The organism is Bacillus sp. FSL R5-0523, assembly GCF_037975295.1.
Lineage (GTDB): Bacteria > Bacillota > Bacilli > Bacillales > Bacillaceae > Bacillus > Bacillus subtilis.
Genome location: NZ_CP150251.1, coordinates 2,746,849 through 2,762,842, shown reverse-complemented (window position 1 = coordinate 2,762,842; position 15,994 = coordinate 2,746,849). Strand labels below are relative to the sequence as shown.

Here is a 15,994-nt window from a genome sequence, read left to right as displayed (position 1 = left end):
TCAATCTATTGTAAAAGAAAAAAAGCAAAGCCTTCCATGGAGAAACATACAAAAAATGAAACTGAAACTCTCTCTATTTTGTATCTTGATCTAAAAAATAGAGTGCGACGTACATCGTGACGACGTCCTCGGTACGGTCAAAACGTAAACCCGTCAGCTGTTCAGCCTTAGACAGACGATAACGCAATGTATTGATGTGTATATGCATGTCTTCAGCGGTTTGTTTCAAAGACAAATCGTGATGAAAGAAAGTCCGTATCGTATTCATAAGTTCCTGATGCTCTAGCGCCTCTCCTAATACTCTTTGCGGAAATTCGTTTCGGGTTCCCGGGCTGATCTCCGTCAGACACATATCAAGCTTCAGATCCTCTTCAAATATGGGCGTTTTTCGCTTAAGGCTGACAGCCAGCGCTTTTTCCGCTTGCTCGTATGAATCTGTCAGGCTGGAGCTTGCGACGGCTCTTCCGGCGCCAGCTGCTGCAAATTGGCTGTTTGCGGTATTGGCAAACGAACAAATGTGAAGGATCTTCCGTAAAAGCCGATCCCTTTGTTCATGCTGCGGCACTTCATGATTAATCAAAATCCGTTCATTTCCCCACCTGATGAACAAATCCGCAGGGTACGATGATTTCCAGATGCGTGCCATTTTTTCAATATCATGACGTGACCACTCATACCCCTGAATAAGAATCATTTGGCGCCGGGAGGAAAGGTCAACACCAAGAAGTTGAGCTTTCTCAAGAAAACTGGGAGACCACTCCTTTAGTTGCAGCCAATCGATCATAAAGGACTCCAGCATTCTCTCACGCCACTGGGATTGCTCTAAGTGCCGCGATTCCTTAATGAACAGCTCTGTCATTTTTCGAAGCAGTTCTCCGAATGGCTGAATCTCTGCAGGCTCACCTGTCAGCCCGAAGACGGCGATCACATCATGGTCAAAAAATACAGGGAGGTTTATGCCTGCTTTCACTCCTTTTAACCTTGTTTCATCTTCTTTTGTAATAATCACGCTGCGTCTTTCTTTTGCGCAGATAAGCGCTCCCTCATGAAATTGTCCGACACGCTCATCGTTTGTGCCTGCCATAATAAGACCGTCCGTGTTTACAATAATGACTTCACGTTCGTACATTTTTTTAACTTCAGCAATAATTTTTTTCGCTAATAACGGCTGTAAAAACATGGCGTTCCCCCTCATCATGTTTTTATTATATAAGAAAAAAACCGGGCGCTGTCACCCGGTTTCATGTCTTATTCGGCGGGTTTTAATCCGCCTTCAAGCGTTTTTAGCATTTCGTTTTTCTCACTTTCGGATGCGTGCTGCCAAATGACTTCGAATAAAACGCCGAGCCCTGGAAGCATTTTTTCTTCACCGCTTTGAATCGCATCTACGATTGTATGCTCAAGCTGCTCCTGATTATTGCCGGTGACATTGGAGATGACGGCATGACGTAAATTAAGATCCATGTAAAACGCTCCTTTTTCTAAAATGTAATACGTATATTCTAACCCTGCACCTGGTTTATTATGTGCTGTTCTTGCGATATAATAACATCATGTTAAAAAAAGGAGCGCCACATAGACAGTGAAACAAATAGAATCGGCAAAAAACCAAAAAGTGAAGGATTGGAAAAAGCTTCACACAAAAAAAGAACGAACAAAAACAAATACATTTCTGATAGAGGGAGAACACCTCGTTGAAGAGGCGTTGAAAAGCCCGGGCATTGTGAAAGAAATCCTTGTAAAGGATGAAACGAAGATTCCTTCAGATCTTGAGACTGGTATCCAGTGCTATATGCTGAGTGAAGATGCGTTTTCAGCTGTGACTGAAACCGAAACGCCGCAGCAGATTGCCGCTGTGTGCCATATGCCTGAAGAAAAGCTGGCAACGGCACGCAAGGTGCTGCTGATTGACGCTGTTCAAGATCCGGGAAACCTTGGCACAATGATTCGAACGGCTGATGCGGCCGGTTTGGATGCGGTTGTACTCGGTGACGGCACGGCGGACGCCTTTAACGGAAAAACACTGCGATCTGCTCAAGGATCTCACTTCCATATTCCTGTTGTGAGAAGAAACCTGCCTTCATATGTGGACGAATTGAAGGCAGAGGGCGTAAAAGTATACGGCACGGCGTTGCAAAACGGAGCGCCTTACCAGGAGATCCCTCAGTCTGAATCCTTTGCGCTCATTGTAGGAAATGAAGGTGCAGGGGTGGATGCTGCATTGCTGGAAAAAACGGATTTGAACCTGTACGTGCCGCTTTACGGACAGGCTGAATCACTAAACGTTGCGGTTGCGGCTGCCATCCTCGTGTATCACTTGCGAGGATAGTGTTGCGCCAAGCGTTGGATTTCTCTATAATAGAACATAATATTTCAAAAACCGTGACAGAGGACCTCAATTTCTGATCAACTGCTTTCCAGGGAGAAAATGCCGCTGACTGAGAGCATTTTTAACGCAGCCGGAAATTGGCTTCACCTCTTGAGTTGTCGCCGGGACCGTGCACATGCGCGTAAAGGTGAACCGGAATCTGATTCCGTTATGTCAATGAAGCTGACGACAGCATCAGTCTGTCTGAAATAAGGGTGGTACCGCGGCCACAACTCGTCCCTTGTACAAGGGACGGGTTTTTTTTATTTTCCAAAGACATATGACGGTTTGTTTACATAAAAGGAGGATGCAAAATGGAAGAAAAGCTAAAACAGCTGGAACAAGAAGCTTTAGAACAAGTAGAAGCGGCAAGCTCATTGAAGGTTGTCAATGATATTCGGGTGCAATATCTCGGAAAAAAAGGGCCGATTACAGAAGTGCTGCGCGGAATGGGCAAGCTTTCTGCTGAGGAACGTCCAAAAATGGGGGCGCTCGCGAACGAAGTAAGGGAGCGTATTGCCAATGCGATTGCTGACAAAAACGAGAAGCTTGAAGAAGAGGAAATGAAGCAGAAGCTTGCAGGACAGACAATTGACGTCACGCTGCCGGGGAACCCTGTTGCAGTCGGCGGCCGCCATCCGCTCACTGTTGTCATTGAAGAAATTGAAGATTTATTTATCGGTATGGGCTACACAGTCGAGGAAGGGCCAGAGGTTGAAACGGATTACTACAACTTCGAATCGCTCAATCTTCCGAAAGAACACCCAGCGCGCGATATGCAGGACAGCTTTTACATCACAGAGGAAACTTTGATGAGAACGCAAACTTCTCCTGTCCAAACACGGACGATGGAAAAGCATGAAGGCAAAGGTCCCGTTAAAATCATTTGCCCGGGTAAAGTATATCGCCGTGATAACGATGATGCGACGCACTCTCACCAATTTATGCAAATTGAAGGGCTTGTCGTTGACAAAAACATCAGCATGAGTGATTTAAAAGGAACGCTTGAACTCGTTGCGAAAAAAATGTTCGGGCAAGACCGCGAAATCAGACTCCGTCCAAGCTTCTTTCCGTTTACTGAGCCTTCAGTAGAAGTGGATGTGACATGCTTTAAATGCGGTGGGAACGGCTGCTCAGTCTGTAAAGGAACAGGCTGGATTGAAATCCTCGGCGCCGGCATGGTCCACCCGAACGTGCTTAAAATGGCTGGCTTTGATCCGAAGGAATATCAGGGCTTCGCATTCGGAATGGGTGTTGAGCGCATCGCGATGCTGAAATACGGCATTGATGATATCCGCCACTTCTATACAAACGATGTCAGATTTATTTCGCAGTTTAAACAGGCGTAAGAGGAGGATGCAAGGATGTTTGTTTCTTATAAATGGTTAGAGGATTATGTTGATTTAAAAGGCATGGACCCGGCTGTTCTTGCTGAAAAAATTACAAGAGCCGGTATTGAGGTTGAAGGAATTGAATACAAAGGAGAAGGCATCAAAGGTGTTGTCATCGGCCATGTGCTGGAGCGCGAGCAGCATCCGAATGCTGATAAACTGAATAAGTGCCTTGTGGATATTGGAGCGGAAGCCCCTGTACAAATCATTTGCGGCGCGCCGAATGTGGATAAAGGACAAAAAGTCGCGGTTGCAACAGTCGGAGCGGTGCTGCCGGGCAATTTCAAAATCAAAAAAGCCAAGCTTCGCGGTGAAGAATCAAACGGCATGATCTGTTCCTTACAGGAGCTTGGTATTGAAAGCAAACTTGTGGCGAAGGAGTATGCAGAAGGCATTTTCGTATTCCCGAATGACGCTGAAACAGGAAGCGATGCCTTAGCGGCTTTACAGCTTGACGATGCGATTCTTGAGCTGGGTTTAACGCCAAACCGCGCCGATGCCATGAACATGCTTGGTGTTGCTTACGAGGTTGCCGCGATTTTAGACACTGAGGTAAAGCTTCCGCAAACGGATTACCCGGCTGCTTCAGAACAAGCGTCTGATTACATTTCAGTCAAAATTGAAGATCAAGAAGCGAACCCGCTGTACACTGCAAAAATCATTAAAAATGTCACGATTGCTCCGTCACCGCTTTGGATGCAGACAAAGCTGATGAATGCAGGCATTCGTCCGCACAACAACGTCGTTGACATCACAAATTTTGTCCTGTTGGAATACGGACAGCCGCTTCATGCGTTTGATTATGACAGATTTGGCTCTAAGGAAGTGGTAGTAAGAAAAGCAGCTGAGAATGAAATGATCGTAACTCTTGATGATCAAGAACGTAAGCTGTCCGCCGATCACCTTGTCATTACAAACGGAACGAAAGCGCAGGCCGTTGCGGGTGTCATGGGAGGAGCAGAGTCAGAGGTTCAGGAAGATACGAAAACGATTTTGCTTGAGGCAGCGTATTTCAACGGGCAGACGGTTCGCAAGGCTTCCAAAGACCTTGGTTTGAGAAGTGAATCAAGCGTAAGATTTGAAAAAGGAATTGATCCGGCGCGCGTACGTCTTGCAGCAGAACGGGCTGCGCAGCTGATCCATCTGTATGCCGGCGGTGAGGTGCTTGCAGGAACAGTTGAGGAAGATCACCTGACAATCGAAGCAAATAACATTCACGTATCTGCTGACAAAGTGAGCAGCGTTCTAGGCCTGACGATCAGTAAAGAAGAACTGATCAGCATTTATAAACGTCTCGGTTTTACGGTCGGTGAAGCGGGTGAACTTCTCGTTGTGACCGTCCCATCACGCCGCGGCGACATTACAATAGAAGAGGATTTAATCGAAGAAGCGGCAAGACTATACGGCTACGATAACATTCCGTCTACGCTTCCTGAGACAGCGGGAACTACAGGCGGATTAACGCCATACCAGGCAAAACGCCGTAAAGTCAGACGCTTCCTTGAAGGCGCAGGCTTATCACAAGCCATCACTTACTCACTGACAAACGAGAAGAAAGCGGCAGCGTTTGCGATTGAAAAATCACTGAATACTGTGCTTGCGCTTCCAATGAGTGAAGAAAGAAGCATTCTCAGACACAGTCTTGTTCCGAATCTGCTTGATTCTGTTTCTTACAACCTCGCGAGGCAGACTGACTCAGTTGCACTGTACGAAGTCGGCTCCGTTTTCCTGACGAAGGAAGAGGACACAAAACCTGTTGAAACAGAGCGCGTAGCAGGAGCTGTTACCGGATTATGGCGCAAACAGCTATGGCAGGGAGAAAAGAAACAAGTTGATTTCTTTGTTGTCAAAGGAATTGTGGAAGGGCTGTTAGACAAACTCAACGTCCAAGACAGCATTGAATTTGTACAGTCTGAACGCAAACAGCTGCATCCGGGCAGAACAGCGAACATTTTATTGAATGGTTCTCTGATCGGCTTCATCGGCCAAGTCCATCCTTCATTGGAAAAAGAACTGGATATAAAGGAAACATACGTATTTGAGCTCGATCTTCATGCGTTGCTCGCGGCAGAAACAGCCCCGCTTGTTTACACGGCGATTCCGAAATATCCGTCTGTGACACGTGATATCGCCCTTGTAACAGATAAAACCGTCACAAGCGGACAGCTCGAGAGCGTCATTAAAGAGGCTGGCGGAAAGCTTCTGAAAGAGGTAACCGTCTTTGACGTATACGAAGGCGAACATATGGAGGAAGGCAAGAAGTCAGTCGCTTTCTCACTCCAGTATGTCAACCCTGAACAAACACTGACTGAAGAAGAAGTGACAAAGGCGCACAGCAAAGTGCTGAAAGCGTTAGAAGACACATATCAAGCTGTTTTAAGAGGCTGATAAAAAAGCTTGCAGAGAAATCTGCAAGCTTTTTTCTATGAACGTTTTTTATCAGCAAGGCGCTGCGCTTTTTGCGTATTGGCGAAATGGAGTTTTGTAAAGGTTCTGAGTGCAGATGCCCCTTTTTTGAGGATCAGCTTGGCGGCCGCTTCATCGACGTGAGGACCGGCCCCTTTTGGAAGCGTCATTCCTGCCTCGCGTGATAGTTTATCCATTTCCATTAAAAACGAATATCTTGCAATGATTGAAGCAGCGGCGACAGCCAGGTGAATACCTTCAGCTTTTGTGCTAAAATAGGTCCGCTCCTTCACAATGTCTCTGCCCTTTAAATGATTGAAGTAGACGCCTGGCTCAGCGAATTGGTCAATCAAAATGGCTTCAGGCTTTACTCCATCCAATTTTCTTAATAAATGGGTGATCGCCTGATTGTGCAGCAAAGCTTTCATTTTCCCTTGGCTCATGCCTTTTTCCTGCATGCTGTTATACTTTTCATTTTTTAAAACCAGCAGGCTATATGGAATAGTTTTGATCAGGTTTCGGGCAATCTCGATGATTTGCGGATCTTTTAAATCTTTAGAATCCTTAACACCGAGTTCCTTCATTAAAGGAAGCATGGTTTTGTCGACGTACGCGCATACAACCGTCATTGGGCCAAAGTAATCTCCGGTTCCGACTTCGTCAGAACCGATAACAGACATTCCGGCGATATCTGCCGGAGGGGCATAGCGGGGATCAGCCGGCTTTTTGGCCATTTTCTTCTTTTCCGGCTCTGCTGTTCCCCAGCGCGCGGATTCTGCCGCTGCGTTTTTGCCTTGAAACAAGACCTTGCCTGATTTATATGCTGTAATGGTACAGCCGGGCGGTTTCGCCTGAAAAACGGCTCCCTGCGGAACAGAGGCTGTAAGCGAACCGCTGTATGTCATTTTCATTTGGTCAATAGCAGACAACGATACTTTTATCACTGAATGGGACACGTAATAATCTCCTTTTTTTACACTTTTCGCTGTATATACCAGTGTATCATAACAGCGGGAGGCTCGTCTTTCCATTCATTTAATAAACGTGTTATGATAAGAACTAGGATTCTCGCGGAATGGAGGAGAAACGTTGTCTGACGGCAAAAAAACAAAAACAACCGTTGACATTTACGGCCAGCACTTCACGATTGTCGGTGAAGAAAGCAGAGCCCATATGAGGTATGTCGCCGGAATTGTTGATGATAAAATGAGAGAAATCAATGAAAAAAATCCATACCTTGATATAAATAAACTTGCAGTGCTGACAGCGGTAAATGTGGTGCACGATTATGTCAAATTACAAGAGAAATGTGAAAAACTGGAGCGTCAGCTTAAAGAAAAGGATTGAACAACTATGCTAGATATCATCATCTTAATCTTGCTCCTGATGGGGACTTTACTGGGGTTAAAACGCGGTTTTATCCTGCAGTTTATCCGCTTGACGAGCTTTATTTTATCAATTGCCTTTGCGGCTTTATTCTATAAAAACGTGGCACCGCATTTACATTGGATTCCCGCACCCGATTTTTCAGCGGGACAGCCGGCTCTTTCTTTTTTTACGGGGAATTTGGAAGCAGCGTACTATAATGCGATTGCGTTTATCGTTTTATTTATCATTGCTAAAATCTTACTGAGAATCATCGGCTCGTTCCTGAGTATTGTAGCCGGCATTCCGGTGATTAAACAAATCAACCAGATGCTGGGCGCCGTTCTCGGTTTTCTAGAAGTCTATTTATTTACATTTGTGCTGCTGTATGTCGCATCCGTTCTACCGGTAGATGCGTTGCAGCAAATGATGGGGCAATCGTCTCTCGCAAATGTGATCATTAACCATACACCGTACTTGTCAGGGCTTTTACAAGAGCTGTGGACACAGTACGGGGCATAAAAAAACTTCTCTTGTCCGGAGAAGTTTTTTTCAAGTATGATGGAAACATATGTGAACGTCTGGGGGTTATGATATGCATAAAAAAGATATTATCCGGCTGCTTGAAACCATTGCAGTCTATATGGAACTCAAAGGGGACAACCCGTTTAAAGTATCCGCCTTCCGAAAAGCGGCGGCAGCCCTGGAACAGGACGACCGAAGCTTATCAGAAATGGACGATATGATGTCGCTGTCCGGCATTGGAAAAGGAACGTACAGCGTCATTAAAGAGTATATAGATGAAGGAAATTCAAGCACGCTCGAATCGCTGCAGAAAGAAGTGCCGGAAGGACTCGTGCCTTTATTGAAACTGCCGGGCCTCGGCGGCAAAAAAATCGCAAAGCTATATAAAGAGCTCGGCGTACACGATGCAGAATCTCTGAAGGAAGCCTGTGAGCAGCAAAAGGTCCAGGGTCTTGCGGGCTTCGGCAAAAAATCGGAAGAAAAAATATTACAGGCGCTCGGGGAAGCCGGAAAACAGCCTGAACGGTTCCCGATCGGATACGCCCTCCGGATCGCGCGGGAAATTGAGGAGTATCTTTCTCAATTTACGCATATCATCAAATTTTCTCGTGCCGGAAGTCTCCGCAGAGCGCGGGAAACGGTGAAGGATCTGGATTATATCATTGCTACAGATCATCCGGCTGAAGTAAGAGAGCAGCTTCTTGAGCTGCCAAACATCAAAAGCGTGATCGCAAGCGGAGATACGAAGGTGTCCGTCATCCTTTCCTTTGAATATGAAACAAGCGTCGATTTCCGTCTTGTGACGGAAGAGCAGTTTCCGACAACACTCCATCATTTTACGGGATCAAAGGATCACAATATTAAGATGCGCCAAATCGCCAAAGAACGCGGCGAGCGAATCAGTGAATACGGCGTTGAGACAGTTGAAACCGGAGAGATCAAAACATTTCCGGGTGAACGTGAATTTTATGCGCACTTCGGCCTGCCGCTGATTCCGCCGGAAATTCGTGAAAGCGGACAGGAAGTGGAAACTTACAGCGACAGCATTGAACTGATAGAGCCCGGGCAAATCAAAGGTGATCTCCACATGCACTCAACGTGGAGCGATGGTGCATTTTCGATCAGAGAGATGGCTGAAGCCTGCATCAAAAAAGGCTATCAATACATGGCGATCACCGATCACTCACAATATTTAAAGGTCGCCAACGGCCTTACTGCAGAAAGACTTAAGCAGCAGGCAAAAGAAATTGATGCGCTGAATGCAGAGTTTGAAAACTTCCGTATTTTGAAAGGCGTTGAGATGGATATCCTGCCTGACGGTACGCTCGATTATGATGACGATGTGCTTGCGGAAATGGATATCGTTATTGCATCGATTCATTCCAGTTTTAATCAGCCGGAACACGTGATTATGAAACGGCTTGAGACGGCACTGACAAACAAGCATGTTGACATTATCGCACACCCGACCGGGCGCCTTATCGGCAGACGGGCCGGTTACGAAATCGATATTGATCAGCTGATTGAGCTTGCGAGGAAAACAAATACGGCGCTTGAACTCAACGCCAACCCTGCGCGCCTTGATCTGCGCACAGAGCATTTAATGAAAGCAAACGAACAAGGGGTTACATTGGTGATTAATACTGATGCCCATAATATTGAGATGTTAGACGATATGAAAACTGGCGTTACTGCCGCGCGCAAAGGATGGACGGAAACGAAAAACGTTCTGAATGCCCGGTCGCTTAAAGACGTAGAGGCATTTCTGAAGCGCAACGATTAAGTAAGGAGGCTCACACAATCGTGCAGCAAAAAGTATTATCAGCTCTTGAATTTCATAAAGTGAAAGAACAGGTTATTGGGCATGCCGCTTCATCGCTCGGAAAAGAAATGCTTCTCGAGCTTAAGCCTTCTGCTTCTATAGACGAAATCAAAAAACAGCTGGATGAAGTAGACGAAGCTTCTGACATTATCCGGCTGAGAGGCCAAGCGCCATTTGGCGGCCTTGTAGATATCAGAGGAGCGTTAAGACGGGCGGAAATCGGCAGCGTTCTCAGTCCTTCTGAATTCACTGAAATCTCAGGCCTGCTTTATGCAGTTAAACAAATGAAACATTTTATCACCCAAATGGCTGAAGACGGTGTCGACATTCCGCTGATCCATCAGCATGCTGAACAGCTTATCACGCTGTCCGATTTAGAGCGAGACATTAATTCCTGCATTGATGATCACGGAGAAGTGCTTGATCATGCATCGGAAACATTAAGAGGAATCCGCACACAGCTCAGAACACTCGAATCAAGAGTCAGAGACCGGTTAGAGTCGATGCTGCGTTCCTCTTCCGCTTCGAAAATGCTGTCTGATACGATTGTTACGATTCGGAATGACCGCTTTGTGATCCCGGTCAAACAGGAGTACAGATCCAGCTATGGAGGAATTGTGCATGACACCTCATCCTCTGGTGCGACACTATTCATTGAACCGCAGGCGATTGTAGATATGAACAATTCCCTTCAGCAGGCGAAAGTGAAAGAAAAGCAAGAAATTGAACGGATTTTGCGTGTGCTGACAGAGAAAACGGCAGAGTATACAGAGGAGCTATTTCTAGATTTGCAAGTGCTGCAGACGCTTGACTTTATTTTTGCAAAAGCTAGATATGCAAAAGCGGTTAAAGCGACAAAACCGATTATGAACGACACCGGCTTTATCCGTTTGAAAAAAGCCCGCCATCCATTGCTTCCGCCTGATCAGGTTGTTGCCAATGACATCGAGCTTGGCCGCGATTTTTCAACCATTGTCATCACAGGGCCAAACACCGGGGGGAAAACAGTCACCCTTAAAACGTTAGGCCTGCTAACCTTAATGGCGCAGTCAGGTCTTCATATCCCGGCAGATGAAGGGTCAGAAGCGGCAGTATTTGAGCACGTATTCGCTGATATCGGTGATGAACAGTCGATTGAGCAAAGTTTAAGTACGTTCTCATCCCATATGGTGAATATTGTCGGCATTTTAGAACAGGTCAATGAAAACAGCCTTGTGCTTTTCGATGAACTTGGTGCAGGGACAGATCCGCAGGAGGGGGCGGCCCTCGCCATGAGCATCTTGGATGACGTGCATCGCACCAATGCACGAGTGTTAGCTACGACGCATTATCCGGAATTGAAGGCGTACGGCTATAACAGAGAAGGCGTCATGAATGCCAGCGTTGAATTTGACATCGAAACGCTGTCACCGACCTATAAACTTTTAATTGGTGTGCCGGGTCGAAGCAATGCTTTCGAAATTTCAAAACGCCTCGGGCTTCCGGACCATATCATCGGGCAGGCGAAGTCAGAAATGACGGCCGAGCATAACGAAGTCGATACGATGATTGCGTCGCTGGAGCAAAGCAAAAAACGTGCGGAAGAAGAGCTTTCTGAGACAGAATCAATCAGAAAAGAAGCGGAAAAACTGCATAAAGAGCTGCAGCAGCAAATCATCGAGCTTAACAGCAAAAAAGACAAAATGCTTGAAGAGGCAGAACAGCAGGCTGCTGAAAAAGTAAAAGCGGCAATGAAAGAAGCCGAGGACATTATTCATGAATTGCGCTCCATAAAAGAAGAACACAAATCCTTCAAGGATCACGAGCTGATCAACGCGAAGAAACGGTTAGAAGGCGCTATGCCGGCTTTTGAAAAGTCCAAGAAACCGGAAAAGCCTAAAGCGGAAAAACGCGACTTTAAGCCTGGTGACGAGGTGAAAGTCCTCACTTTCGGGCAAAAAGGAACATTGCTCGAAAAAACAGGCGGCAATGAATGGAATGTTCAAATCGGTATTTTAAAGATGAAAGTAAAAGAAAAAGATCTGGAGTTTATCAAATCAGCTCCGGAGCCAAAAAAAGAAAAAATCATTACAGCGGTCAAGGGAAAGGACTATCACGTATCGCTTGAACTTGATCTCCGCGGCGAACGCTATGAAAATGCCCTCAGCCGGGTTGAAAAATACTTGGATGATGCGGTGTTAGCCGGATATCCAAGAGTGTCAATCATCCACGGAAAAGGAACCGGCGCTTTAAGAAAAGGCGTACAGGATCTTCTGAAAAACCACCGCAGCGTCAAAAGTTCCCGTTTCGGTGAAGCAGGTGAGGGAGGATCAGGCGTTACGGTTGTTGAACTAAAATAAAAGGGAGTATGGCCATGAGTGATTTTTGGGAAAACGAGCTTGTGGAAATCGCGGCATATTACAGTGTCGCGGTTCTCTGCCTCGTCCTCTTTTTGACTGTGTTTGAGCTGGTGACGGCTTATAAAAACTGGGAAGAGATTCAAAAAGGAAATCTTGCGGTGGCAATGGCGACCGGCGGAAAAATTTTGGGAATCGCAAACGTATTTCAGCATTCCATCTCCCAGCATAATTCGCTGCTGCAAATGATCGGCTGGGGCGTTTACGGGTTTGTTATGCTTCTGATCAGCTACTTTATTTTTGAGTTTTTGACTCCGCGGTTTAAAATTGATCAGGAAATCGAGAATGATAACCGGGCTGTCGGCTTTATTTCATTTGTCATTTCTGTCGGGCTTTCTTTTGTGGTGGCAGCCGGAATATAAGGGGACGGAGAATAAATGGAAAAGCTTGCGAAAATACTGCTCGCCGCGGCGGGAATCTTTTTGTTAATTGGTCTTATATATCTGTTCATATTATGAGAAAAAGAAAGATTTACCTTTCTTTTTCTTTTTTTTGCCGTCCATCTGCTATAATGATAAGGTGGATCTCTAAAATCGAAAGGGGAGGTTTTATGCAGTCTCAAAAGCCGTGGCTTGCCGAGTATCCCGACGATATCCCGCATGAGCTTCCGTTGCCGAATAAAACCCTGCAATCCATCCTGACAGACTCCGCCGCACGATTCCCTGATAAAACCGCAATATCGTTTTATGGAAAAAAACTCACCTTTCATGACATTCTGACGGATGCTCTTAAACTTGCAGCTTTTTTGCAGGTCAATGGCCTGCAAAAAGGAGACAGAGTGGCTGTTATGCTGCCCAATTGCCCGCAAACAGTGATTTCTTATTATGGCGTCTTGTTTGCCGGTGGCATCGTGGTGCAGACGAATCCGCTTTATACCGAGCATGAGCTTGAATACCAGCTTAGAGATGCTCAGGTAAGTGTAATCATCACCTTAGATTTGCTTTTCCCGAAGGCAATAAAAATGAAAACGTTATCAATAGTTGACCAGATTTTGATAACCAGCGTAAAAGACTATTTGCCTTTTCCGAAGAATATTCTTTACCCGCTGACGCAAAAACAAAAAGTGCATATCGACTTTGACAAAACAGCTAACATTCACACGTTCGCTTCCAGTATGAAGCAGGAAAAAACTGAACTCCTGACAATCCCGAAGATCGATCCTGAGCATGATATCGCTGTCCTCCAGTATACCGGAGGAACAACCGGAGCTCCAAAAGGGGTCATGCTCACGCACCAAAATATTTTGGCAAATACTGAAATGTGCGCCGCTTGGATGTATGACGTGAAAGAAGGCGCTGAAAAAGTGCTGGGCATCGTCCCGTTTTTTCATGTCTACGGACTGACGGCAGTCATGAACTATTCGATTAAACTAGGCTTCGAAATGATTCTTCTTCCTAAGTTTGATCCGCTCGAAACACTTAAAATCATCGACAAACACAAACCGACGCTCTTTCCTGGCGCACCGACAATTTACATTGGCCTTTTGCATCACCCCGAATTGCAGCATTATGATCTGTCATCCATTAAAAGCTGTCTTAGCGGATCAGCCGCGCTCCCCGTGGAGGTAAAGCAGAAATTTGAAAAGGTGACTGGCGGAAAGCTTGTGGAAGGCTATGGTTTGTCTGAGGCATCCCCAGTGACGCACGCCAACTTTATCTGGGGAAAAAACAAGCCGGGCAGTATCGGCTGTCCTTGGCCGAGTACGGACGCTGCGATCTATTCTGAAGAGACGGGTGAGCTTGCCGCTCCCTATGAGCATGGAGAAATCATTGTAAAAGGTCCGCAAGTCATGAAAGGATACTGGAATAAACCAGAGGAAACCGCCGCAGTGCTGAGAGATGGCTGGCTGTTCACCGGGGACATGGGCTATATGGATGAAGAAGGCTTTTTCTATATTGCTGACAGGAAGAAGGATATCATCATTGCCGGCGGTTACAATATTTACCCGCGTGAGGTAGAAGAAGCGCTTTATGAACATGAAGCCATCCAGGAAATTGTTGTCGCAGGCGTTCCCGATTCCTACAGGGGAGAAACAGTAAAAGCATTTGTCGTATTAAAGAAAGGCGCAAAAGCCGATGCAGAAGAACTGGACGATTTTGCGAGATCACGTCTAGCTCCCTATAAGGTGCCTAAAGCCTATGAGTTCAGAAAAGAGCTGCCGAAAACGGCGGTGGGAAAAATTTTAAGAAGGCGTTTACTTGATGAGGAAACCGAAAATCATCATATCAAATAAAAAAAGAGAACGCCTATGAATAAACTTGACAAACTTGAAAATCCTTCTTATCATGAAATTATGAATGAATAGTCATTCATTTCTATAGGAAGGAACGATGAACATTGAAGCAAAAACGGCCAAAGTATATGCAGATTATTGATGCAGCAGTAGAAGTCATTGCAGAAAACGGCTACCACCAGTCACAGGTATCCAAAATTGCCAAACAAGCCGGAGTAGCGGACGGCACCATCTATCTCTATTTTAAAAACAAAGAAGATATTTTAATTTCTCTTTTCAAAGAAAAAATGGGTCAATTTATTGAGCGGATGGAAGAGGACATTAAAGAAAAAGCAACAGCGAAAGAGAAATTGGCGCTTGTGATTTCAAAGCATTTTTCCCTTTTAGCGGGTGACCATAATCTCGCAATTGTCACGCAGCTTGAGCTCCGCCAATCCAACTTGGAGCTGCGCCAAAAAATCAACGAAATATTAAAAGGCTACTTAAATATTTTGGATGGCATTTTGACGGAAGGCATACAATCAGGCGAATTAAAAGAAGGCCTCGACGTCCGCCTCGCCCGGCAGATGATTTTTGGAACGATTGACGAAACCGTGACAACTTGGGTGATGAATGACCAAAAGTACGATCTCGCTGCGCTTTCAGACAGCGTTTTAGAATTATTGGTGTCCGGAATTCATAATAAGTAAAGGAGTTCTGTCCTATGAATGCAATATCACTGACAGTTGATCAATTTGTGGCAGTTTTGGCGATTCACAATCCGCCGGCAAATGCGCTTTCCAGCCGGATATTAGAAGAGCTGTCTTCCTGTCTTGATCAATGTGAGACAGATGCAGGCGTACGAAGCATTATCATTCACGGCGAGGGAAGATTTTTCTCAGCCGGCGCTGATATTAAAGAATTTACATCGCTTAAAGGCAATGAGGATTCCTCATTGCTCGCTGAGCGCGGCCAGCAGTTAATGGAGAGAATCGAAAGCTTTCCAAAACCGATTATCGCAGCGATTCACGGCGCTGCTCTCGGAGGCGGGCTGGAGCTTGCGATGGCCTGTCATATCAGAATTGCAACAGAAGATGCTAAGCTGGGGCTCCCGGAGCTTAATCTCGGTATCATTCCGGGTTTTGCGGGGACACAGCGCCTTCCGAGATATGTCGGTACAGCCAAAGCATTAGAGCTCATCGGATCAGGAGAACCGATATCCGGAAAAGAAGCGCTTGATCTCGGACTTGTCTCAATTGGAGCGAAAGATGAGGCAGAAGTGATTGAAAAAGCAAAAGCACTTGCCGCTAAGTTTGCAGAGAAAAGCCCGCAAACGCTGGCATCTTTGCTTGAACTTCTCTATTCCAACAAGGTGTATTCCTATGAAGGCAGCTTAAAGCTTGAAGCAAAGCGATTTGGGGAAGCATTTGAGTCAGAGGACGCCAAGGAAGGCATCCAGGCATTTCTCGAAAAAAGAAAGCCTCAGTTCAAAGGCGAATAAAAGGGGAT

General features: G+C 45.8%; 14 protein-coding genes and 1 pseudogene. 11 read left to right on the top strand and 4 right to left on the bottom strand.

What is annotated here, in order from left to right; genetic code table 11:
* Positions 1–73: 73 nt before the first annotated feature.
* Positions 74–1,180, bottom strand: a complete 1,107-nt coding sequence (locus NYE53_RS14210; protein ID WP_339245267.1) for a CdaR family transcriptional regulator — start codon at positions 1,178–1,180, stop codon at positions 74–76.
* A 68-nt stretch (positions 1,181–1,248) separates the two neighbouring features.
* Positions 1,249–1,464, bottom strand: coding sequence for a small acid-soluble spore protein SspI (gene sspI / locus NYE53_RS14205; protein ID WP_021480275.1), 216 nt, complete (start codon positions 1,462–1,464; stop codon positions 1,249–1,251).
* 118 nt (positions 1,465–1,582) lie between these two features.
* Between sspI and NYE53_RS14200 the strand changes: the two genes are divergently transcribed.
* On the top strand, positions 1,583–2,329 hold the full coding sequence (locus NYE53_RS14200; protein WP_015714484.1) for an RNA methyltransferase: 747 nt from the start codon (positions 1,583–1,585) through the stop codon (positions 2,327–2,329).
* Positions 2,330–2,395: 66 nt separating this feature from the next.
* On the opposite strand, the pseudogene NYE53_RS14195 reads toward NYE53_RS14200, so the two are convergent.
* A pseudogene (locus NYE53_RS14195) lies at positions 2,396–2,601 on the bottom strand (hypothetical protein).
* Positions 2,602–2,682: 81 nt separating this feature from the next.
* On the opposite strand from NYE53_RS14195, the gene pheS reads away from it, so the two are divergent.
* Positions 2,683–3,717, top strand: coding sequence for a phenylalanine--tRNA ligase subunit alpha (gene pheS, locus NYE53_RS14190; protein WP_004398818.1), 1,035 nt, complete (start codon positions 2,683–2,685; stop codon positions 3,715–3,717).
* Positions 3,718–3,732: 15 nt separating this feature from the next.
* Positions 3,733–6,147: a phenylalanine--tRNA ligase subunit beta gene (gene pheT / locus NYE53_RS14185; RefSeq protein WP_339245264.1), complete on the top strand. Its 2,415-nt coding sequence runs from the start codon at positions 3,733–3,735 to the stop codon at positions 6,145–6,147.
* Positions 6,148–6,182: 35 nt separating this feature from the next.
* Here the strand turns inward: pheT and rnhC are convergent, their stop codons facing one another.
* Complete coding sequence (gene rnhC / locus NYE53_RS14180) at positions 6,183–7,121, bottom strand: ribonuclease HIII (protein WP_014480506.1); 939 nt, start codon at positions 7,119–7,121, stop codon at positions 6,183–6,185.
* Positions 7,122–7,254: 133 nt separating this feature from the next.
* On the opposite strand from rnhC, the gene zapA reads away from it, so the two are divergent.
* From zapA to NYE53_RS14140, 8 genes are all read left to right on the top strand, one after another.
* Positions 7,255–7,512 (top strand): cell division protein ZapA, encoded by a 258-nt coding sequence (gene zapA / locus NYE53_RS14175; RefSeq protein WP_003229534.1) that lies wholly within the window; start codon positions 7,255–7,257, stop codon positions 7,510–7,512.
* Positions 7,513–7,518: 6 nt separating this feature from the next.
* Entirely contained in the window at positions 7,519–8,052 is a 534-nt protein-coding gene (locus NYE53_RS14170; protein ID WP_003229537.1) for a CvpA family protein, read from the top strand.
* 73 nt (positions 8,053–8,125) lie between these two features.
* Positions 8,126–9,838 (top strand): DNA polymerase/3'-5' exonuclease PolX, encoded by a 1,713-nt coding sequence (gene polX / locus NYE53_RS14165; protein WP_339245261.1) that lies wholly within the window; start codon positions 8,126–8,128, stop codon positions 9,836–9,838.
* Between the two features lie 20 nt (positions 9,839–9,858).
* Entirely contained in the window at positions 9,859–12,216 is a 2,358-nt protein-coding gene (locus tag NYE53_RS14160) for an endonuclease MutS2 (protein WP_339245258.1), read from the top strand.
* A gap of 14 nt (positions 12,217–12,230) precedes the next feature.
* Positions 12,231–12,635 (top strand): DUF350 domain-containing protein, encoded by a 405-nt coding sequence (locus tag NYE53_RS14155; protein WP_003237674.1) that lies wholly within the window; start codon positions 12,231–12,233, stop codon positions 12,633–12,635.
* A 188-nt stretch (positions 12,636–12,823) separates the two neighbouring features.
* The gene (gene lcfA / locus NYE53_RS14150; protein ID WP_339245255.1) at positions 12,824–14,506 is read left to right on the top strand and encodes a long-chain-fatty-acid--CoA ligase LcfA; all 1,683 of its coding nucleotides are present in this window, start codon (positions 12,824–12,826) and stop codon (positions 14,504–14,506) included.
* A gap of 104 nt (positions 14,507–14,610) precedes the next feature.
* Complete coding sequence (gene fadR / locus NYE53_RS14145) at positions 14,611–15,195, top strand: fatty acid metabolism transcriptional regulator FadR (RefSeq protein WP_014477593.1); 585 nt, start codon at positions 14,611–14,613, stop codon at positions 15,193–15,195.
* A gap of 14 nt (positions 15,196–15,209) precedes the next feature.
* Positions 15,210–15,986, top strand: coding sequence for an enoyl-CoA hydratase (locus tag NYE53_RS14140; RefSeq protein ID WP_339245251.1), 777 nt, complete (start codon positions 15,210–15,212; stop codon positions 15,984–15,986).
* The last annotated feature ends 8 nt before the right edge of the window (positions 15,987–15,994 follow it).

What these genes read in the sequence shown, in the direction of transcription:
- NYE53_RS14140 (WP_339245251.1), top strand. Translation starts at nt 15,210, where the DNA reads ATGAATGCAATATCACTGACAGTTGATCAATTTGTGGCAGTTTTGGCG.
- polX (WP_339245261.1), top strand. Translation starts at nt 8,126, where the DNA reads ATGCATAAAAAAGATATTATCCGGCTGCTTGAAACCATTGCAGTCTAT.
- pheT (WP_339245264.1), top strand. Translation starts at nt 3,733, where the DNA reads ATGTTTGTTTCTTATAAATGGTTAGAGGATTATGTTGATTTAAAAGGC.
- pheS (WP_004398818.1), top strand. Translation starts at nt 2,683, where the DNA reads ATGGAAGAAAAGCTAAAACAGCTGGAACAAGAAGCTTTAGAACAAGTA.
- NYE53_RS14170 (WP_003229537.1), top strand. Translation starts at nt 7,519, where the DNA reads ATGCTAGATATCATCATCTTAATCTTGCTCCTGATGGGGACTTTACTG.
- sspI (WP_021480275.1), bottom strand. Translation starts at nt 1,464, where the DNA reads ATGGATCTTAATTTACGTCATGCCGTCATCTCCAATGTCACCGGCAAT.
- NYE53_RS14210 (WP_339245267.1), bottom strand. Translation starts at nt 1,180, where the DNA reads ATGTTTTTACAGCCGTTATTAGCGAAAAAAATTATTGCTGAAGTTAAA.
- NYE53_RS14155 (WP_003237674.1), top strand. Translation starts at nt 12,231, where the DNA reads ATGAGTGATTTTTGGGAAAACGAGCTTGTGGAAATCGCGGCATATTAC.
- lcfA (WP_339245255.1), top strand. Translation starts at nt 12,824, where the DNA reads ATGCAGTCTCAAAAGCCGTGGCTTGCCGAGTATCCCGACGATATCCCG.